At 73.6% G+C, this 20,015-nt stretch carries 17 protein-coding genes; 12 read left to right on the forward strand and 5 right to left on the reverse strand.

Going from position 1 to position 20,015, the window contains the following annotated elements:
• Positions 1-129: 129 nt before the first annotated feature.
• Positions 130-1,704 carry an FG-GAP-like repeat-containing protein gene (locus QC283_RS33300; RefSeq protein ID WP_279565481.1) on the forward strand — a complete coding sequence of 525 codons (1,575 nt, stop codon included), beginning with the start codon at positions 130-132 and terminating at the stop codon, positions 1,702-1,704.
• 54 nt (positions 1,705-1,758) lie between these two features.
• On the opposite strand, the gene QC283_RS33305 is transcribed toward QC283_RS33300, so the two are convergent.
• The 3 genes from QC283_RS33305 to QC283_RS33315 all read right to left on the reverse strand — a co-directional run bounded on the left by QC283_RS33305 (position 1,759) and on the right by QC283_RS33315 (position 3,657).
• The gene (locus QC283_RS33305) at positions 1,759-2,334 is read right to left on the reverse strand and encodes a dihydrofolate reductase family protein (RefSeq protein ID WP_279565482.1); all 576 of its coding nucleotides are present in this window, start codon (positions 2,332-2,334) and stop codon (positions 1,759-1,761) included.
• A 134-nt stretch (positions 2,335-2,468) separates the two neighbouring features.
• Entirely contained in the window at positions 2,469-2,921 is a 453-nt protein-coding gene (locus QC283_RS33310) for an NUDIX hydrolase (protein WP_279565483.1), read from the reverse strand.
• 100 nt (positions 2,922-3,021) lie between these two features.
• The gene (locus tag QC283_RS33315) at positions 3,022-3,657 is read right to left on the reverse strand and encodes a TetR/AcrR family transcriptional regulator (protein ID WP_279565484.1); all 636 of its coding nucleotides are present in this window, start codon (positions 3,655-3,657) and stop codon (positions 3,022-3,024) included.
• A 91-nt stretch (positions 3,658-3,748) separates the two neighbouring features.
• Here QC283_RS33315 and QC283_RS33320 point away from each other — a divergent pair, with 91 nt between their 5' ends.
• From QC283_RS33320 to QC283_RS33360, 9 genes are all read left to right on the forward strand, one after another.
• On the forward strand, positions 3,749-4,705 hold the full coding sequence (locus tag QC283_RS33320) for an NAD(P)-dependent alcohol dehydrogenase (RefSeq protein WP_279565485.1): 957 nt from the start codon (positions 3,749-3,751) through the stop codon (positions 4,703-4,705).
• 392 nt (positions 4,706-5,097) lie between these two features.
• Entirely contained in the window at positions 5,098-6,081 is a 984-nt protein-coding gene (locus QC283_RS33325) for an EamA family transporter (RefSeq protein WP_279565486.1), read from the forward strand.
• A gap of 210 nt (positions 6,082-6,291) precedes the next feature.
• Positions 6,292-7,086: a TIGR03084 family metal-binding protein gene (locus tag QC283_RS33330; RefSeq protein ID WP_279565487.1), complete on the forward strand. Its 795-nt coding sequence runs from the start codon at positions 6,292-6,294 to the stop codon at positions 7,084-7,086.
• Positions 7,083-8,765, forward strand: a complete 1,683-nt coding sequence (locus tag QC283_RS33335) for an acyclic terpene utilization AtuA family protein (RefSeq protein WP_279565488.1) — start codon at positions 7,083-7,085, stop codon at positions 8,763-8,765. Before QC283_RS33330 ends, QC283_RS33335 begins: the two co-directional genes overlap by 4 nt.
• A complete protein-coding gene (locus QC283_RS33340) occupies positions 8,762-10,360 on the forward strand; it encodes an acyl-CoA carboxylase subunit beta (protein ID WP_279565489.1) in 1,599 nt (532 codons plus the stop codon). Before QC283_RS33335 ends, QC283_RS33340 begins: the two co-directional genes overlap by 4 nt.
• A 14-nt stretch (positions 10,361-10,374) precedes the next feature.
• Positions 10,375-12,225, forward strand: coding sequence for an acetyl/propionyl/methylcrotonyl-CoA carboxylase subunit alpha (locus QC283_RS33345; RefSeq protein WP_279565490.1), 1,851 nt, complete (start codon positions 10,375-10,377; stop codon positions 12,223-12,225).
• A gap of 82 nt (positions 12,226-12,307) precedes the next feature.
• Positions 12,308-13,462, forward strand: a complete 1,155-nt coding sequence (locus tag QC283_RS33350) for an acyl-CoA dehydrogenase family protein (RefSeq protein WP_279565491.1) — start codon at positions 12,308-12,310, stop codon at positions 13,460-13,462.
• Between the two features lie 251 nt (positions 13,463-13,713).
• Positions 13,714-14,460, forward strand: coding sequence for an enoyl-CoA hydratase family protein (locus QC283_RS33355; RefSeq protein ID WP_279565492.1), 747 nt, complete (start codon positions 13,714-13,716; stop codon positions 14,458-14,460).
• Entirely contained in the window at positions 14,448-15,134 is a 687-nt protein-coding gene (locus tag QC283_RS33360) for a TetR/AcrR family transcriptional regulator (protein ID WP_279565493.1), read from the forward strand. Before QC283_RS33355 ends, QC283_RS33360 begins: the two co-directional genes overlap by 13 nt.
• On the opposite strand, the gene pdxH is transcribed toward QC283_RS33360, so the two are convergent.
• Entirely contained in the window at positions 15,124-15,810 is a 687-nt protein-coding gene (gene pdxH, locus QC283_RS33365; RefSeq protein WP_279565494.1) for a pyridoxamine 5'-phosphate oxidase, read from the reverse strand. The two genes, QC283_RS33360 and pdxH, sit on opposite strands and share 11 nt — an antisense overlap.
• 276 nt (positions 15,811-16,086) lie before the next feature.
• On the opposite strand from pdxH, the gene QC283_RS33370 reads away from it, so the two are divergent.
• Positions 16,087-17,187, forward strand: a complete 1,101-nt coding sequence (locus tag QC283_RS33370) for a citrate synthase 2 (RefSeq protein WP_279565495.1) — start codon at positions 16,087-16,089, stop codon at positions 17,185-17,187.
• Positions 17,188-17,673: 486 nt separating this feature from the next.
• Positions 17,674-19,077: a PAS domain-containing protein gene (locus QC283_RS33375; protein WP_279565496.1), complete on the forward strand. Its 1,404-nt coding sequence runs from the start codon at positions 17,674-17,676 to the stop codon at positions 19,075-19,077.
• Between the two features lie 17 nt (positions 19,078-19,094).
• Here QC283_RS33375 and QC283_RS33380 read toward each other — a convergent pair whose 3' ends face one another.
• Complete coding sequence (locus QC283_RS33380) at positions 19,095-19,850, reverse strand: SIS domain-containing protein (protein WP_279565497.1); 756 nt, start codon at positions 19,848-19,850, stop codon at positions 19,095-19,097.
• Positions 19,851-20,015: the final 165 nt, after the last annotated feature.

The raw sequence follows: 20,015 nt of genomic DNA on the forward strand, positions 1-20,015 counted from the left end.
CCCGGCGGCGTGTACCGCACCCGGCCCGTCTGACGGCGGGTCGCCGCCGCGGCCGGTGGTGGAAGCCGAGGGCCCTGGTCGGGGTGCGGGACCGGAACCGTGGGACGCCACCGGAGCGTGATCGTCCGTATGAGCGGTTCGGGTGACCAGGCGGAAAGGCCGCGGCGACGCGGCGGCAAGCGGTCGTGGGTGATCGGGGGCGGTGCGGCGGCCGTCGTCGCGTTGGCGGTCGTCGCGGGGCTCGTGGTCGCCGACGACGGGCCGCAGGACATCGCCGCGCCGCACGGCTGCCGCACCAGCACCCACGGTGCCGCGCCCGCGGCGGGGCCCGCGTCGGACCGGCCCGCGCCGACCGGCGCCGTACCCGCCGCCGACTTCGACGGGGACGGGCACCCCGACCTGGCCTTCGGTGCGGGGGGATCCGTGGAGGGCGGGGCCGGAGGGGGAAGTATCGAGGTCGCGTACGGGGTGGGGAACGGGACGGGGCTCGGCCGCTGTCAGTACCTGACGCAGGACGACCCCGCGATACCGGGGAACAACCGCGACGAGGCCTTCTTCGGGACCGACGTGGTGGCCCGCGACTTCGACGAGGACGGGTACACGGATCTCGCCGCCGCCGTCTTCGACTGGGAGCCGAGCGTGGTCATCATGTGGGGTTCCGAGGAGGGGCTGTCGCGGGCGGCCCGGGTGCCGGGGACGGGGCGCAGTGACGTCGCCTGGGACAACGACCCGATCCTGGACGAGCAGCTCGCCGCCGGTGACTTCGACGGTGACGGGCACGCCGACCTGGTCTTCGGGCTCGGCTCCGACAAGGGGCTGCTCAAAGGGCCCTTCGGGCGCGACGGCACCCCGGCCGGGACGGCCCGCGTCCCCGCACCCCGCCGTCCCGCGCCGGACGTGGCCGACGCGAACTACGGCGACCTCCTCGCCGGTGACCTCGACGGCGACGGCATCGACGACCTGGTGAGCTTTCACGACGCCGACACGGGACCGGAGGTTCCCTGGTCCGAAAGGAACCAGCCGGTGAGCTACCTGCGCGGCGGCCGGGACGGCTTTACACAGTTCGAGGGCACGCGCCTGCCCGACGCGGGGAGGGGGTCGGTCGGCGACGTGGACGGCGATGGCTACGGCGACCTGGTCCTGAGCCCCCGGGGCGGCGACGCGAGTCGCAGCTCGGTGACGGTGGTGTACGGGTCCGAGGCCGGTCCCGGGAAGCGGACGACGACCGTCGACCGGGACACTCCGGGCGTGCCGGGCGAGGAACCTCAGGACGAGGACGCCCGCTTCTACGCCCTGGACACCGGGGATGTCAACGGTGACGGGTACGCGGACGTCGTGGCCGGGGCGCCCCGGTGGGACATCTACGGGGAGCCGGGTCCGGAGCAGGTGCTGTTCCTGCCGGGCGGGCCGGACGGCCTCACCGGAGCGGGCGCCCGGCTGTTCGACGGGGGCGACCTCGGCGCCGCCCCGGGCGGGGACGCCGACTTCGGCGCTTCGGTCGGCCTCACCGACCTGGACGGCGACGGCCGTGCCGACCTCGTGGTGGCCGCGCCGGGCAGCGACACGGTCGACGGCGTCGCATGGCTGCTGCCCGGTACGGCGGAGGGACCCGGCACCGAGGGCGTCACCCGGCTGTACGCGGACACGTTCGACGACACCGAGGGGCTGGGTCTGTCGATGGGCGGCGCGGGGATCGCTCATTAGGCCCCCCCGGGGTCAGGGGCGCTCCGGCGGGTCCCGCCCCGCCAGGCCGCGTGGTCAGGGCACCGCCCGGCCTGCCACGCGGTAGCGCAGGTGGACGACGCGTGAGTTGAAGGTGCGGGTCTCGACGAGTTCGAGGTCCACCCGGCGCTCGTCCCTCGGGAAGAACGGGATGCCACCGCCGACCAGCACCGGGTAGACCATGACCCGGTACTCGTCGATCAGGCCCGACGCGGCCGCCTCGGCGGCGAGTGTCGCGCCGCCGATCGCGATCTCGCCCTGACCGGGATCGGCCCGCAGCCGCTCGATCTCCTCCGCCAGGCTCCCGGAGGCCAACCGGGCATGGCCCCGCACCTCCGACAGCGTGGTGGAGAACACCACCTTGGGGAGCGGATTCCAGAGCGAGATCCATTCGCGGGTGGAGTCGTCGAGCGACGGGTCCTGGCCGGCGGTCTCCCAGTACAGCATCGTCTCGTACAGCCGTCGTCCCATCAGGTGGACGTCGACCTGCCGGATCTCGTCGATCCAGTGGCCAAAGACGTCGTCGCCGGGCGCCGTCCAGTCGAAGTCGCCGTCCGGCCCGACGATGTAGCCGTCGAGCGAGACGCTCATCGAACAGGTCACGCTGCGCATCGGAAGACCTCCTCGGTACGGCTTCGACCGTACGCCCGTCGTGCCGGGGGCACTTCTCGAAGTGGTACTTCAGGTGCGTGGGCGTGTGGGCGACCCGGCTGGATCCAGTCGGAGATCGGCACGGCGAAGGGGGTTCAGAGTGCCGTCTCGCCCCGTACCAGCGGACCGCACACCGGCTGCGCGCCCTCGGGGAGGTCGTCCGGGCGGCACCAGCGGGCCTCCAGGATCTCGAAGGGGTCGACGCGCAGCTCACCGCCGAGCAGGCGGGCCTCGTAGGCCACTTCGAGGCGGGTACGGAAGCCGCTGTTCATCATCACCAGGCGGCCCACCTCCACGTCGAGGCCGGTCTCCTCCCTGACCTCGCGGACCACGGTCTCCCGGAAGTCCTCGCCCTTGTGCGCGAAGCCGCTCGGCAGACCCCACTGGCGGCCCGGCGGCCACATCCGGTGCCTCAGCATCAGGACCCGCCCCTCGCCGTCGCGCACGACGCCGGTCACGCCGACGACGAACTTGGCGTTGAGGAACCACATGAGGCGGCTCTGGAAGGGACGCAGGAGCCGCCAGAGACGGGCAAGGAGTCGTCGCACGGGACCTCGGGAGTGTGGTGGGGGCGGCGGGCATCGGCATTCGCCAGGGGGACGGTACCCGTCGCGGTGTCCGGCCGACCGGCCGTCCCCTCGGCTGCGGTCAGGAACCTTCGGGGAGTGCGGTCCCGCCTTCGCAGGGGTGGGAGCGCACACCCGCGATCGCGATGTCCAGCAGCCGGCCCGCCCGCGTTCCGTCGTCGTCCTCCTCCGTGACGAGGGAGACGGCGCCGACGAGCGCGAGCAGGTCCTCGGCGCGGACACCGGCGCGCACCGTGCCTGCCCGCCGGGCCCGCTGGAGCAGTTCGTCCGCCGCGGCGGTGATCATCGCCGCGCAGCCGTCGTCCTCCTCCAGCAGGTCGGCGTCCCGGCCGTCGCGCAGCAGCGACCCGACCAGACCGCGGCTGGTGGCCGCGTACGCGTTGAAATCCCGCAGCCAGGAGAAGAGCGCGGTGCCCGGATCGCTGCCCCGGGCGTGCTCCCGGGCCCGCGAGCACAGCGCTTCGGCGCGGTCGCGGAAGACGACTTCCAGCAGCGAGCGCCGGGAGGGGAAGTGCCGGTGCAGGGTCGCCGAGCCCACCCCCGCCCGGCGGGCGATCTCTTCGAGGGAGGCGTCGGTGCCCTGGGCCGTGAACGTCTCCTCGGCGGCGACGACGATGCGTTCGTAGTTGCGCCGGGCGTCCGCGCGCAAGGGGCGCCGGGTCGTACTGCCGACCACCATGACCTCCAGGATTGCCAATCGGGGTGCCTCTCCGGTTATGGTAGCGACCATAAGTGGGGGGCCACCCCGTTTAGGTGGGGTGGAGAGTGCTGAGAGTCAGGAGAACCGCATGCGTGCCGTCCAGTACGACCGTTTCGGCCCGCCCGAGGTGCTGCGCGTCGCCGAGGTGGCCGAGCCGCGTCCGGGGCCGGGAGAGGTGCTGGTCGAGGTGCACGCGGCCAGCGTGGACGCGGGGGAGACCGCCTTCCGCGCGGGCCGGATGCGCGGACTCAGCCGCGCCGCGTTCCCCCGCGGCGTGGGCGGCGACTTCGCCGGCCGCGTCGCGGAGGTGGGTCCCGGGGTGCGCGGCCGGCAGGTGGGAGAGGGGGTGTGGGGAGTCATGCCGCACTTCACCTTCGGCGCCATCGCCGACTACGTCGCCGTCCCCGAGGAGCGGCTCGCCGCGGCGCCCGGGAACCTGAGCCTGCTGGAGGCCGCCGCCCTTCCGGTTTCGGGCACCACCGCGCTGACCGCGCTGACGGACAAGGCGCGCCTCGCCCCCGGGGAGCGGCTCCTGGTCCGCGGCGCCACCGGGGGCGTCGGCAGTGTCGCCGTGCAGTTCGGCAAGGCGCTCGGCGCCCACGTCACCGCCCTCGCCGGCGCCCGGAACCTCGACTGGATCAGGGAACTGGGCGCCGACACGGCCCTGGACTACCGCACGACCCGGCCACAGGACCTCGGCCGCTTCGACGTCGTCGTCGACGTGGTGGGCACCGATCTCGGCGCCTACCAGGCCCGGCTCGACCGGCGGGGACGCATGGTCGCTCTCGCCTTCGACCCGGACCGCATGGTCCTGTCCATGCTCGGTACGGGGTTGCGGGCCGCCCTCCGGCCCCGGCGGATCAAGCTCTTCAGCAACAACCCCTCCGCGGAGCGCATGGCCGAACTCACCCGCTCCGCGGAGAAGGGAGACGTCCGCCCCGTCATCCACGCCGTCCTGCCGATGGACGGCATCGCCGAGGCGCACCGCGGGCTGGAAGCGGGAGGCGTGCGCGGGAAGTACGTCGTGGACATGGGGCGGGCGTAGCGGTCCTCGCACCTCTCCCGCCCCCCTCGCCTCCCACCCTGCCGCGATCACCTTCGCAAGGCCCCTGGGGCCCGGTCCGTATGACGGACGGAACGGCGGGTGATGGCGGACGGAACGGCGGGCGATGGCGGGCGGAACGGCGGACGGAGTTGACCCGGGCGGGGTGAGGGACCCATCGTCAGGTGCGTAAACATTGCACGGTCCTGTCCGGAGGTCATTACCCTGGACCGGTCGGCGCAGCGCGACGCGCGATCCGCGACGCGACGCGCGATCCGCGACGCGACGCGCGACCCGCGACGCGACGCGCGACCCGCGACGCGACGCGCGATGGGCGCCGCTACGCGATGCCCGGCACAGGTTTCGTTCTCCGCACCGAGTCCCAGGAAGGCCCCGTGACCACCCCCAGCGCCGCCACCCCGTCCACCCCGGCCGCCGCCGCACCCGCGGGCGGCCCGGGGCCCACGCCCGCCCCGACCGGCACCCCGAGCGGCCGGGGCTCCCTGGGGCCGGTCGGGCTGGTCCTCGCCGGTGGCCTCTCCGTGCAGTTCGGCGCCGCGCTGGCCGTGAGCCTCATGCCCCGGGCCGGCGCGCTCGGCGTCGTGACACTGCGGCTGGCCGTGGCCGCCGTCGTCATGCTCCTGGTCTGCCGCCCCCGGCTGCGCGGGTACTCCCGGGCCGACTGGAGCACGGTCGTCGTCTTCGGCATCGCCATGGCCGGCATGAACGGCCTCTTCTACCAGGCCGTCGACCGCATCCCCCTCGGCCCCGCCGTCACCCTGGAGGTGCTCGGCCCGCTCGCCCTGTCCGTCTTCGCCTCCCGCCGCGCGGTCAACCTGGTCTGGGCCGCGCTCGCCCTGGCCGGCGTCTTCCTCCTCGGGGGCGGCGGCTTCGAGAGCCTCGACCCGGTGGGTGCCGCCTTCGCACTGGCGGCGGGCGTGATGTGGGCGGCGTACATCGTCTTCAGCGCGCGCACGGGCCGCCGCTTCCCGCAGGCCGACGGGCTGGCCCTGGCGATGGCGGTCGGCGCGGTGCTGTTCCTGCCGCTGGGCATCGCAGAGTCGGGCGGCAAGCTCATCGAACCGACCACGCTCGCGCTGGGTGCCGGGGTCGCCCTGCTCTCCTCGGTCCTGCCCTACACCCTCGAACTCCTCGCCCTGCGCCGCTTGCCCGCGCCCACCTTCGCCATCCTCATGAGCCTGGAACCCGCCATCGCCGCCGCGGCCGGTTTCCTCATCCTGGACCAGGCCCTGTCCGCCACCCAGTCCGCCGCCATCGCCCTGGTCATCGCGGCCAGCATGGGCGCGGTGCGGACCCAGGTGGGGCGGGGAGGGCGGGCGAAGCGTCGGCTGTCGGAGCCGGAGGCCGACGTACGGTGACCCGCCAACTGCTCAACTGAGCGGAGCGTGAACATTTCCCGCGAAATGTTCACGCTTTTCCATGAGATGCCCAAGGCCCCCGAGGAACCCGAGCCACCCACCGCATCACCCGGGCCTCAAATCATGCAAGCGTGCTTGATTGTTTACAGGGCCGCTGCCATGCTCCTCCCCACACCGCGCCGTACGCCGCCGTGCCCGAGGGGAGCGCCCGTGTCCGACCCGACGCCCGTGATCGACGACCTGCGCGAGGAGAGCGAGGAACTCGACGCGCTGGTCGCCCGGCTGAGCCCCGAGGAGTGGCGCCTCGCCACCCCGGCGCCCCGCTGGACGGTCGCCCACCAGATCGCGCACCTGGCCTGGACCGACCGGGCCGCCCTGCTGGCCGTCACCGACGAGGACGGCTTCGGCGTCCTGGTGGAGCGGGCCCTCGCCGCACCCGACCGGTACGTCGACGACGGCGCCGACGAAGGCGCCCGGCGAGCCCCCGCCGAGCTGCTGGCCGCCTGGCGGGAAGGCCGCGCCGACCTGGACAAGGCGCTGCGCGAGGCGGCCCCCGGCGCCCGCTTCCCCTGGTACGGCCCGCCCATGGCCGTCGCCTCCATGGCCACCGCCCGCCTGATGGAGACCTGGGCCCACGGCCTCGACATCGCCGACACCCTCGGTGTGACGCGCCCGCCCACCGACCGCCTCAGGCACGTCGCCCGCATCGGCGTCCGCGCCCGGGACTTCGCCCACGCCACCCACGGGCTCACCCCGCCCGCCGAGCCGTTCCGCGTCGAACTCACCGCACCCGGCGGCGACGTGTGGACCTACGGCCCCGAGGACGCGGCGCAACGCGTCACCGGCCCCGCCCTCGACTTCTGCCTCCTCGTCACCCAGCGCGCCCACCGCGCCGACATCGCCCTCACCGCCGAAGGCCCGGACGCCCACCGGTGGCTGGACATCGCCCAGGCCTTCGCCGGGCCGCCGGGAACCGGACGCCCGCCGAAGGGAACCGTTCGGTGAGCGTGCTCCGCGTCGGCAACGCCTCCGGCTTCTACGGCGACCGCTTCGACGCCATGCGCGAGATGCTCACCGGCGGCCCGCTGGACGTCCTCACCGGCGACTACCTCGCCGAGCTGACCATGCTCATCCTGGGCCGCGACCGGCTGAAGGACCCCGGCGCCGGGTACGCCCGCACCTTCCTGCGGCAACTGGAGGAGTGCCTCGGCCTCGCCCACGAGCGGGGCGTCAGGATCGTCACCAACGCCGGCGGGCTCAACCCCGCCGGACTCGCCGACGCCGTACGCGCCCTCGCCGACCGGCTCGGCATCCCCGTACAGGTCGCGCACGTCGAGGGCGACGACCTCACCGCCGCCCACCCGGGAGCGCTGGCCGCGCACGCCTACCTCGGCGGGTTCGGCATCGCCGAGTGCCTGCGCGCGGGCGCCGACGTGGTGGTCACCGGGCGGGTCACCGACGCGGCCCTGGTCACGGGGCCCGCCGCCGCGCACTTCGGCTGGGCGCCGACGGAGTACGACCGGCTGGCGGGCGCGGTCGTCGCCGGACACGTGCTGGAGTGCGGGGCGCAGGCGACCGGCGGGAACTACGCGTTCTTCGGCGAGGGCGGCGCCCCGCGGCCCGGTTTCCCCCTCGCCGAACTCCACGAGGACGGCAGCTGCGTCGTCACCAAGCACCCCGGCACCGGCGGTCTCGTCGACGTCGGCACCGTGACCGCCCAGCTCCTGTACGAGACGGCCGGGGCGCGGTACGCGGGACCGGACACCACGGCCCGCCTGGACACCGTACGGCTCACGCGGGACGGCCCCGACCGGGTACGGATCGACGGCGTCCGGGGCGAGGCCCCGCCCCCGGAGCTCAAGGTCGGGGTCAACCGCCTCGGCGGCTTCCGCAACGAGGTCGTCTTCGTCCTCACCGGCCTGGAGATCCCGGCCAAGGCGGCGCTGGTACGACAGCAGATGAGCGACTTCTTCGCCGCGTCCGGGTCACGTCCGGCCGAGGTGAGCTGGCACCTGGCCCGGACCGACCGGCCCGACGCCGCCACCGAGGAGACGGCGAGCGCCCTGCTGCGGCTCGTCGTGCGCGACCCCGAGCAGGAGAAGGTCGGCCGGGTACTGAGCGCGGCCGCCGTCGAACTGGCGCTGTCCAGCTACCCCGGCTTCCACGTGCCGGCCCCACCGGGCAAGGGCGCCCCGTACGGCGTGTTCGAGGCCGCCCGTGTTCCGCGGGAGGCCGTGGACCACGTGGCCGTCCTCCACGACGGGCGCCGGGTGCCCGTGGCGCCGGCCCAGGACACCGCCGTACTGACGGAAGTACCAGAACCGCCCCTGCCAGAACCCCTCCCGCCCGGCCCCGTCCGCCGCGCGCCCCTCGGCCTCGTCGCCGGCGCCCGCAGCGGCGACAAGGGCGGTGACGCCAACGTCGGCGTCTGGGTCCGGACCGACGACGCCTGGCGCTGGCTCGCCCACGAACTGACCACCGACCGCTTCCGGGAACTGATCCCCGAGGCCCGCGACCTGCCCGTCACCCGGCACCCGCTCCCCGGGCTGCGCGCCGTCAACTTCGTCGTCGAGGGCATCCTCGGCGAGGGCGTCGCCGCCCAGCACCGCTTCGACCCGCAGGCCAAGGCGCTCGGCGAATGGCTGCGCGCCCGGCACATGGACATCCCGGAGGCCCTCCTGTGACCGTCCTCGCCTCCACCCTCGACCCCACCGCCCCCGACCACCGGGCAAGCCGCGAGACCATGCTCGCCAGACTCGCCGACCTCGACACCGAACACGCCAAGGCGCTGGCGGGCGGCGGAGACAAGTACGTCGCCCGGCACCGGGAGCGCGGCAAACTGCTCGCCCGCGAGCGCGTCGAACTGCTCCTCGACCCCGACACGCCCTTCCTGGAACTGTCACCGCTGGCCGCCTGGGGCAGCGAACACGCGGTCGGCGGCTCCCTCGTCACCGGCATCGGCGTCGTCGAGGGCGTCGAGTGCCTGATCACCGCCAACGACCCGACCGTGCGCGGCGGCGCCAGCAACCCCTGGTCGCTGAAGAAGGCCCTGCGCGCCAACGACATCGCCCTCGCCAACCGGCTGCCCTGCGTCAGCCTCGTCGAGTCCGGCGGCGCCGACCTGCCCTCCCAGAAGGAGATCTTCATCCCCGGCGGCGCGATCTTCCGGGACCTCACCCGGCTGTCCGCCGCCGGCATCCCCACCGTCGCCGTCGTCTTCGGCAACTCGACCGCCGGGGGCGCGTACGTCCCCGGCATGTCCGACCACGTGATCATGGTCAAGGAGCGTGCCAAGGTGTTCCTCGGCGGGCCGCCGCTGGTGAGGATGGCCACCGGCGAGGAGAGCGACGACGAGTCGCTGGGCGGCGCCGAGATGCACGCGCGCACCTCCGGCCTCGCCGACCACTTCGCCGTGGACGAGCCGGACGCGCTCCGCCAGGCCCGCCGCGTCGTCGCCCGCCTGGGCCACCGCAAGGCGTACCCCGATCCGGGCCCGGCCGAGCCGCCGACGTACGACCCGGAGGAACTCCTCGGCATCGTCCCCGCAGACCTCAAGGCCCCCTTCGACCCGCGCGAGGTGATCGCCCGGATCGTCGACGCCTCCGACTTCGACGAGTTCAAGCCGTTGTACGGGACGAGCCTGACGACCGGCTGGGCGGCCCTGCACGGCTACCCGGTGGGCATCCTGGCCAACGCCCGAGGGGTGCTGTTCAGCGAGGAGTCGCAGAAGGCGGCCCAGTTCATCCAGCTCGCCAACCAGCGCGACATCCCGCTCCTCTTCCTGCACAACACCACCGGCTACATGGTCGGCAAGGAGTACGAGCAGGGCGGCATCATCAAACACGGCGCGATGATGATCAACGCGGTCAGCAACAGCCGCGTGCCCCACCTGTCCGTCCTCCTCGGCGCCTCCTACGGCGCCGGCCACTACGGCATGTGCGGCAGGGCCTACGACCCCCGATTCCTCTTCGCCTGGCCCAGCGCCAAGTCCGCCGTCATGGGCCCGCAGCAGCTCGCCGGCGTGCTCTCCATCGTCGCCCGCCAGTCCGCCGCCGCGAAGGGACAGCCGTACGACGACGAGGGCGACGCGGCGCTGCGCGCCATGGTGGAGCGGCAGATCGAGTCCGAGTCGCTGCCCATGTTCCTGTCCGGGCGCCTCTACGACGACGGTGTCATCGACCCGCGCGACACCCGCACCGTGCTCGGCCTGTGCCTGTCCGCCATCCACACCGCGCCCTACCAGGGCGTGCGCGGTGGCTTCGGCGTCTTCCGCATGTGAGGGGTGAGGGACCAGTGATCACATCCGTACTCGTCGCCAACCGGGGCGAGATCGCCTGCCGGATCTTCCGCACCTGCCGTGAGTCGGGAATCCGGACCGTCGCCGTGCACTCGGACGCCGACGAGAACGCCCTCCACACGCGCGTGGCCGACGCGGCCGTACGACTGCCGGGCACCGCCTCCGCCGACACCTACCTGCGCGGCGACCTGATCGTGAAGGCCGCTGTCGCCGCCGGCGCCGACGCCGTCCACCCCGGCTACGGATTCCTCTCCGAGAACGCCGGCTTCGCCCGCGCCGTCACCGACGCGGGCCTGACCTGGATCGGACCGCCCCCCGAGGCCATCGAGGCGATGGCGTCCAAGACGCGCGCCAAGGAACTGATGGGCGTCGCGCCCCTCGGCCGGGTCACCGAGGCGGACCTGCCGGTGCTGGTGAAGGCGGCGGCGGGCGGCGGCGGACGCGGCATGCGCGTCGTACGGCGCCTCGCCGACCTCGACGCCGAACTGGCCGCCGCCCGCGCGGAGGCGGCGAGCGCCTTCGGCGACGGCGAGGTGTTCGTGGAGCCCTACGTCGAGAACGGCCGGCACGTCGAGGTGCAGATCCTCGCCGACACCCACGGCACGGTATGGGCGCTCGGCACCCGCGACTGCTCCCTCCAGCGCCGCCACCAGAAGGTGATCGAGGAGGCCCCCGCACCGGGCCTGAGCGCATCACTCACACAGGACCTGTACGAGCGGGCGGTCCGCGCCGCCCGCGCCGTCGACTACGCCGGCGCCGGGACCGTCGAGTTCCTCGTCGCGGACGGCAAGGCGCACTTCCTGGAGATGAACACCCGCCTCCAGGTCGAACACCCCGTCACGGAGGCGGTCTTCGGCGTCGACCTCGTCGCCCTCCAGCTCCGTATCGCCGAAGGCCACGCCCTGGAAACCGACCCACCGCCCGCGCGTGGCCACGCCGTCGAGGCCCGCCTGTACGCCGAGGACCCCGCGAACGGCTGGGCCCCGCAGACCGGCCGCCTGCACCGCCTCACCGTCCCCGACGGCATCCGCCTCGACACCGGCTGCACCGACGGCGACGACATCGGCGTCCACTACGACCCGATGCTCGCCAAGGCCGTCGCCCACGCACCCACCCGCGCCGAGGCCGTCCGCCGCCTCGCCGGCGCCCTGGAACGGGCCGCGATCCACGGCCCGGTCACCAACCGGGACCTCCTCGTGCGCTCCCTGCGGCACGAGGAGTTCACGTCCGCCCGCATGGACACCGGCTTCTACGACCGCCACCTGGCCGGCCTGACGTCACCGGCCCCGGACCCCCTCGCGCCCCTGGCCGCCGCCCTCGCCGACGCCCACGGCCGCTCCCGGTTCGGCGGCGGCTGGCGGAACGTCCCGTCACAGCCCCAGCTCAAGCGGTACGCCGTGGCGGGCGAGGAGCACGAGGTCCGCTACCACCACACCCGTACCGGCCCCGCCGCCGACGGCGTACGCGTCGTCCACGCCGACGCCCGCCTCGTCGTCCTCGAATCCGACGGCGTACAGCGCCGCTACGAGGTCGCCCGCTACGGCGACCAGGTCCACGTGGGCAGCACCCGCCTCACCGCCCTGCCCCGCTTCCCCGACCCCGCCACCCAGCACGCCCCCGGCTCCCTCCTCGCCCCCATGCCCGGCACGGTCGTCCGCGTCGCGGAGGGCCTGACGGAGGGGGTGACCGTCCAGGCCGGCCAGCCCCTCCTGTGGCTGGAGGCGATGAAGATGGAACACCGGATCACCGCCCCGGTCACCGGCACGCTGGCCTCCCTCAACGCCGAACCGGGCAGGCAAGTGGAGGTCGGCGCCCTCTTGGCCGTAGTGGAGGGAGACGCCGAGTAGGGGCGCGGGGCCGCATCGAACATGCGGCTTGGCCGCGTGGGCGCGACCAGTCACGACGAAACCCGCAGCCCGAAGGAGCACAGTGACCACCCTCATCGAATCCGACGAGCACAAGTCCCTCCGCGAAGCGGTATCCACCTTCGCCAGGAACCACCCCCGCACCCTCGGCGCCGACAACGAACACTTCTGGCGGGAAGCCGCCAAGCTCGGCTACATCGGCGTCAACCTGCCGGAGGAATACGGCGGTGGCGGCGGCGGAATCACCGAACTCTCCCTCGTCCTCGAAGAGATGGGCGCCGCCGGCAACCCCCTGCTGATGATGATCGTCTCCCCGGCGATCTGCGGCACCGTCCTCGCCCGCTTCGGCACCGAGGCCCAGAAACAGGACTGGCTCCCCACCCTCGCCGACGGCACCCGCATGATGTCCTTCGGCATCACCGAACCCGACGCCGGTTCCAACAGCCACCGCATCACCACGACCGCCCGCCGCGACGGCGGCGACTGGATCCTCACCGGCCGCAAGGTCTTCATCAGCGGCGTCGACATCTCCGACGCCACCCTCGTCGTCGGCCGCATGGAGACCGTGCCCACCAAAGAGGGTCGCCCCGGCAAGCTCAAGCCCTGCCTGTTCATCGTCCCCCGCGACACCCCCGGCTTCGAGCGCCGTCGGATCGACATGGAACTGAACGCCGCCGAGAAGCAGTTCGAGCTGACCCTCGACGACGTACGGCTGCCCGCCGACGCCCTGGTGGGCGACGAGGACGCGGGTCTCCTCCAGCTCTTCGCCGGCCTCAACCCCGAGCGGATCATGACGGCGGCCTTCGGTATCGGCATGGGCCGCTACGCGCTCACCCGCGCCCTCGACTACGCCCGCGAGCGCACCGTCTGGAAGACCCCCATCGGCGCCCACCAGGCCATCGCCCACCCCCTCGCCCAGGCCCACATCGACCTCGAACTGGCCCGCCTGATGACGCAGAAGGCGGCGCATCTGTACGACGCCGGGGACGACATGGGCGCCGGTGAGGCCGCCAACATGGCCAAGTACGCGGCGGGGGAGGCCTGCGTGAAGGCCGTCGACCAGGCCGTGCACACCCTCGGCGGCAACGGACTCACCCGTGAGTTCGGACTGGCCTCGCTGATCACGGCGTCGCGCGTGGCCCGTATCGCCCCGGTGAGCCGGGAGATGATCCTCAACTACGTCTCCCACCAGACCCTGGGCCTGCCCAAGTCGTACTAGCCCTTCCCGGCCGTCCCGGAGGAACCGTGTTCCGCAGCGAGTACCCAGACGTTCCGCCCGCCGACCTGCCCCTCCACGACCGTCCGCCGGGTCACCCCCCGTCGACGGTGTGCCCGGGGAAGCGCCTGCGACCGGGGAAGCACTCGTGACCGGGGAAGCATCCGTGACCGGGGAGCGCCCGTGACCGGGGAAGCATCCGTGACCGGGGAGCGCCCGTGACCGGGGAAGCATCCGCGACCGGGGGAGCGCCCGTGACCGGGGAAGCGCCCTTGATCGGCCGCACGCGTGCGCGGGGCGTCGAGACCCTCACCCTCGACTCCCCGCACAACCGCAACGCCCTCTCGGCCGCCCTCGTCGGCGACCTGGCCACCGCCCTCGCCGACGCCGGTCGCGACACCGGCGTCCGCGCGGTCCTCCTCACCCACACCGGCAACACCTTCAGCGCCGGCGCCGACCTGCGCGACCCGCCCGGCCCGGACGCCCTCGTCGGCCTGCTCCGGCAGATCGCCGAGCTGCCGAAACCGGTCGTCGCCCGCGTCGCCGGGCACGTCCGCGCGGGCGGCCTCGGCCTGCTCGCCGCCTGCGACATCGCGGGCGCGTCCACCGCGTCGACGTTCGCCTTCACCGAGGTCCGCATCGGCGTGGCCCCCGCCGTCATCGCCCTGCCCCTCCTGCCCCGCACCGACCCCCGTGCCCTCGCCCGCTACTACCTCACCGGCGAGCGCTTCGACGCCGCCGAGGCCGCCCGGATCGGCCTGGTCACGGCGGCGGGCGACGACGTGGACGCCGTACTCGAACCCGTACTGGACGGTGTGCGGCGCGCCTCACCACAGGCTCTGGCCGAGACGAAACGGCTGCTCACGGCTAGGGTGCTGGAGGCCTTCGACCGGGACGCGGCCGACCTGACGGCGCTCTCGGCCCGGCTGTTCGCCTCCCCGCAGGCCCGCGAGGGGATGACGGCCTTCCTCGAACGACGGGATCCTCCATGGGTGGTGTGAGCGGCGCCGTGAACACGGCCGACCGCGCGGAGCGCGTTCCCAAGCAGGACCGCAGCCGGGCCACCCGGCGACGGCTCCTCGAAGCCGCCGTGTCCTGCCTCGCCGAACGCGGCTGGGCGGGCTCCACGGTCTCCGTCGTCGCCGAACACGCCGGAGTCTCCCGCGGCGCCGCCCAGCACCACTTCCCGACCCGCGAGGACCTCTTCACGGCGGCCGTGGAGTACGTGGCGGAGGAACGATCCGGCGCGCTGCGCGCCCTGTTCCCCGAGGGCGCGGCGGCCGGCGACCGCCGGGCCGTGGTGTCCGCCCTGGTCGACCTCTACACCGGCCCGCTGTTCCGCGCCGCCCTCCACCTGTGGGTGGCGGCGTCCGACGAGGAGCAGCTGCGCGGCCGGGTCACCGAGCTGGAGGCCCGCGTCGGCCGCGAGACGCACCGCATCGCCGTCGACCTCCTCGGCGCCGACGAGAGTCGCCCCGGCGCCCGCGAAACCGTCCAGGGCTTCCTGGACATGGCCCGCGGCCTGGGCCTCGCCAACCTCCTCACGGACGACGGGGACCGCCGCGAACGGGTGGTCGAGCAGTGGGCACGGCTGCTGGACGGAGCGCTGGACCGAGGCCTGGGCTCCGGCGAACCGGCGTCCGCGGTGACGCCGTCGACGGAGTTCACGGACTGAGCCGCTCCACCCGCCAGCCCCCGTCCGCGTCCGCCACGTACCGCAGCCGGTCGTGCAGCCGGTTCTCCCGGCCCTGCCAGAACTCCACCTCCCGCGGCACCACCCGGAAGCCGCCCCAGTGCGGCGGCGCCGGCACCTGCTCGCCCTCCGGATAGCGCGCCGCCAGCTCGGCGTACGCGGCGTCCAGGGCGCTCCGGCCGGCCACCACCGAGGACTGGGCGCTGGCCCAGGCACCCAGCTGGGAGCCGTGCGGCCGGGTCCGGAAGTACGCGGCGGTCTCGTCCCGCCCGGTACGCCGCGCGACGCCCGTCACGATCACCTGCCGGGCCATCGGATGCCAGGGGAACAGCAGCGAGACGTGCGGGTTCTCGCCCAGCTCGCGCGCCTTGCGGGAGTCGTAGTTGGTGTAGAAGACGAACCCCCGCTCGTCGAAGTGCTTCAGCAGCACCGTGCGGGAGCTGGGCCGGCCCCGCGCGTCCGCCGTGGAGACGACCACGGCGTTCGGCTCGAACAGCCCGCCCTCCGTCGCGGCCTGTTTGAACCAGCGGGCGAACTGCTCGACCGGAGTGGCGGGGAGCTCGGCCTCCGAGAGCCCCTCGGCCCGGTACTGCTTGCGCATCGAGGCGAGATCGAAGGGGACGGCGGGCCCGGACGGAACGGCATCACGGTCGGTCACGCGGCCATCCTGCCGTATCCGCGCCGATCCCTCCGTGTCCTTCGTCACGCAGTGGCACTGAGTGCCGCGACCACTCCCCAAACGTGGCACTCAGGGATATCGTGCTTGCTGCCGGTCCGGTTGGATGACCGTCGGCCGAACGGGGCATCACAGGGGTGACCGCCAGGACCGCGAGTCGACGACACGACCGTGGATCCAAGGGACTCGAAGGGTCCCGGGGGCGCCGCACCGCCTTCGCACAGGTCGCCACACATCACGATCACGAGGAGCCGCCTGATGTCCGACTTCGTACCCGGGCTCGAGGGAGTCATCGCGTTCGAAACGGAGATCGCCGAACCCGACAAGGAGGGCGGCGCCCTCCGCTACCGAGGCGTGGACATCGAGGACCTCGTCGGGCACGTGTCCTTCGGCAATGTCTGGGGCCTGCTCGTCGACGGCGCCTTCAACCCCGGCCTGCCGCCCGCGGAGCCCTTCCCCATCCCCGTCCACTCCGGCGACATCCGCGTCGACGTGCAGTCGGCGCTCGCCATGCTCGCACCGGTCTGGGGTCTCGAACCGCTCCTGGACATCGACGCCGAGCAGGCCCGCGCCGACCTCGCCCGCGCCGCCGTCATGGCCCTGTCCTACGTCGCCCAGTCGGCCCGCGGCCAGGGCCGGCCCATGGTCCCGCAGCGCGAGATCGACAAGGCGAACTCGATCACCGAACGCTTCATGATCCGCTGGCGCGGCGAGCCCGACCCCAAGCACGTCGCCGCGGTCGACGCCTACTGGACCTCGGCCGCCGAACACGGCATGAACGCGTCCACCTTCACCGCCCGCGTCATCGCCTCCACCGGCGCCGACGTGGCCGCGGCCCTCTCCGGCGCCGTCGGCGCCATGTCCGGCCCGCTGCACGGCGGCGCCCCCTCCCGCGTCCTGCACATGATCGAGGAGATCGAGCGCACCGGCGACGCCGAGGCCTACGTCAGGAAGACCCTAGACGCGGGTGAACGCCTCATGGGCTTCGGCCACCGCGTCTACCGCGCGGAGGACCCCCGCGCCCGCGTCCTGCGCCGCACCGCCCGCGAACTGGGCGCACCCCGCTACGAGGTCGCCGAAGCCCTGGAGAAGGCCGCCCTGGCGGAACTCCACGCCCGCCGCCCCGACCGCGTCCTGGCCACCAACGTCGAGTTCTGGGCCGCCATCATGCTGGACTTCGCCGAGGTCCCGGCCCACATGTTCACCTCGATGTTCACCTGCGCCCGCACGGCCGGCTGGTCGGCCCACATCCTCGAACAGAAGCGCACCGGCCGCCTGGTCCGCCCCTCCGCCCGCTACGTGGGCCCCGGCTCCCGCGACCCGCGCGAGATCGAGGGCTACGCCGACATCGCGAACTGACCGTCACGCACGGTCGCGGAACGCAGACGACCCGCGAGTCGGGTTCCTCCAGTGGAGGAGCCGGCCGGACGTACCGGCGACTCGCGGGTCGGGTGACTGCCTGGGATTGGGCCGGCTGCACGCGTCTCACACGCACTGGTCCGGCACCGCACAGGATGTGGTGACGGGCCGCTAGCCCGCAGCCACCTCTTCCGTCCGGTATGCATACATCTGCCGAACCACCTCCCTTCTGAAGTGAGAACCACACTAGGAAGCCGCCCGGCATCGTTCAACCCCTTTTTTTCCGGGGTCGGCCTCCGACCGCGTGGAACCATGAGGGGGAGCGGCGGCACCCCTCATGACGGGGGCGTATGCCGAGTTTCCGCGGTACAACGATTTCCGCAATCTTGTGGGAACTCGGTGTGTGCTGCATCACGTTCGAGTTGAATGAAGGCCAGTGAGCGAACCGGCGTACCGTACGGCGGACGCAGCCTGCAGGGGGTCCAGGTGAGTGCTTCCCGGCGTAGTGGGACCACCGACGAGCTGGGGCCGGACGAGCCGGAACAGCCCGAGCGGGACGGCGCGGACCTGTTGGCCGCGCTCCTCGACGGTATGGACGCCGCCCTGTGCGCGTTCGACGGGGACGGTGTCGTCACGCACTGGAACCGTGAGGCGGAGCGCGTCCTGGGCTGGAGCGCGGCCGAGGCCGTGGGGCGGCAGGGCTTCGCCGGGTGGGCCGTGCGCCGGGCGGACGCCGGGGAGGTCGAGGAGCGGCTGCTGTCCGCGATGCGGGCCCCGGGGCGTCAGGTGCACGAGTTCGCGCTGCTGACCAAGGACGGCGGACGGGTGCTGGTGCGCACCCAGTCCGCGGCCGTGCGCGGTCCCGACGGCAGACCCGCGGGCGTGTACTGCGCGTTCAGCGAGGTGCACGCGCAGATCGACCTGGAGCGGTCCATCGCGCTGAGCGAGGCGCTGCTGGAGGACGCGAGCTGGGGCGTCGTGCTGGTGGACGCGGATCTGCGGCCCGCCGTGGTGAACGCCCACGCGGCGCGAGCGCTGGGCGCCGGGCGTACGGCCGTACTGGGCCGGCCGCTCGGTGATCTGCTCGCCCAGGGCGTCGAGGAACTGGAGAACGCGCTGACGCACGTCCTGGCGGAGGGAACGCCGCCCGCGCCCGCCGAGGTGTGGGTGAGTGTGCGGACCCCGGAGGGCGAGCGGCGCCGGTGCTGGCGCAGCGGGTTCGTGCGGCTGGCGTCGCCGCTCGCGGAGGAGCCGGTGCCGTTGGGCGTCGGCTGGCTCTTCCAGGACATCACGGAGTCGAAGCAGGGCGAGCAGGAGGCGGCGCTGCTGCGGTTCCGGGCCAACCAGCTGCACCGGGCGGCGCGTGCGGCGGCCGAGTGCGAGGACCCGGCGGAGGCGGCCGTCGTCCACCTGGACTTCGCGCTCGCCGGGTTCGCCGACCACGCCCTGATCGACCGGGTCGTGGGCGGGGCGGCGGCGGACACCGACGCGGCGGAGCCGGTCCGGCTGTTCCGGGTCGCGGCCACGCCGTCCGGCGCGCCGGGGCCGAGCCTGCCGGCCGGGACGGCCGGGATGCCGGTGCGCTACGGCGAGGGGCATCCGGCGGTGCAGTGCGTGGAACGGGTGGGCTCGGTGCGGGCCAGCGCCGGTGTCCGGGCGGTGTCGGCCGAGCAGGTGCGTGACTGGGCCGAGGCCCGGCAGTGGCCGGCGGACACGGTGCACGGCCTGTGCGCGGTGCTGCGCGGCCGGGGCCGGACGCTGGGCGTCGTGACGTTCCTGCGGGGCTCGGGGCGCAGCGCGTTCGAGCGGTCCGACGCGATGTACGCGCAGGACGTTGCGGCCCACATCGCGGCGGCGCTGGATCTGGCCGCCGCGGTGGGGAAGCGGTAGTGCGGCCCCGGGTCCGCTCAGCGCCGGTAGAAGATCCGGTCCCCGTACTGCTCCATCACGCGCCCGTTCCAGTCGTGGCCGCCGTCCACGTTGCCCGAGCGCAGCAGCGGCGGTTCGATGCCGCGTTCGGCGAGGGCGGCGGCCGCGGTGGCCATCACGGCCTGGAGGAGGGCGCTGGTGACGACCGTGGAGGCGGGCGCGAAGGGCGCCGGGACGGTGTCGAGCGTGAGCTCCGCGTCCCCGACGGCGATCTTGGAGTCCAGCACGATGTCGCAGTGGTCCTTGAGGAAGGTGCCGGAGGTGTGCCGCGACTTGGTCTCGGAGGCGTACGCCACGGAGGTCACGCCGATGACCCGCACCCCGAGGGCGCGCGCGTTCAGGGCCATCTCCACGGGCAGGGCGTTGCGCCCGGAGAGGGAAATGATCACCAGGGTGTCGCCCTCGCGGAGCGGCGAGGAGTCCAGCACGGCGCTCGCGAGGCCGTCGACGCGCTCCAGGGCGGAGCCGAGCGTGGCCGGCATCACGTCGACGCCGACGACGCCGGGCACGGCGAGCAGGTTCATCAGGGCGAGTCCGCCGGCGCGGTAGACGACGTCCTGGGCGGCGAGGGAGGAGTGCCCGGCGCCGAAGGCGAACAGCCGGCCGCCGTCCCGTACCGTGTCGGCGATCAGCGTGCCGGCCGCCTCGACGGTGTGGGCCTCCTCGTCGCGGACGCGTCGCAGGAGGTCGATCGCCGCGTCGATGAACTGGCCGGCCGGCTTGCGGTCGCTCATGCGGGACCCCTTCGGTGTGGCGGCTGTGGCTGCGTCGCGGATCACCGTGCGGTCTGGACCAGTGCGGTGTCAATACGGCCTCGCGGGCCGCGCGGGCCCGGGTCCGGGCGGCGAGGCACGGTTGTCGGTGGTATGCGTCAGAATTGAATGCAGGGCCAGCGCACG

It is taken from the genome of Streptomyces sp. DH41, from assembly GCF_029813785.1.
Classification (GTDB): domain Bacteria; phylum Actinomycetota; class Actinomycetes; order Streptomycetales; family Streptomycetaceae; genus Streptomyces.

What these genes read in the sequence shown, in the direction of transcription:
- QC283_RS33300 (WP_279565481.1), top strand. Translation starts at nt 130, where the DNA reads ATGAGCGGTTCGGGTGACCAGGCGGAAAGGCCGCGGCGACGCGGCGGC.
- QC283_RS33305 (WP_279565482.1), bottom strand. Translation starts at nt 2,334, where the DNA reads ATGCGCAGCGTGACCTGTTCGATGAGCGTCTCGCTCGACGGCTACATC.
- QC283_RS33320 (WP_279565485.1), top strand. Translation starts at nt 3,749, where the DNA reads ATGCGTGCCGTCCAGTACGACCGTTTCGGCCCGCCCGAGGTGCTGCGC.
- QC283_RS33360 (WP_279565493.1), top strand. Translation starts at nt 14,448, where the DNA reads ATGGGTGGTGTGAGCGGCGCCGTGAACACGGCCGACCGCGCGGAGCGC.
- QC283_RS33370 (WP_279565495.1), top strand. Translation starts at nt 16,087, where the DNA reads ATGTCCGACTTCGTACCCGGGCTCGAGGGAGTCATCGCGTTCGAAACG.
- QC283_RS33380 (WP_279565497.1), bottom strand. Translation starts at nt 19,850, where the DNA reads ATGAGCGACCGCAAGCCGGCCGGCCAGTTCATCGACGCGGCGATCGAC.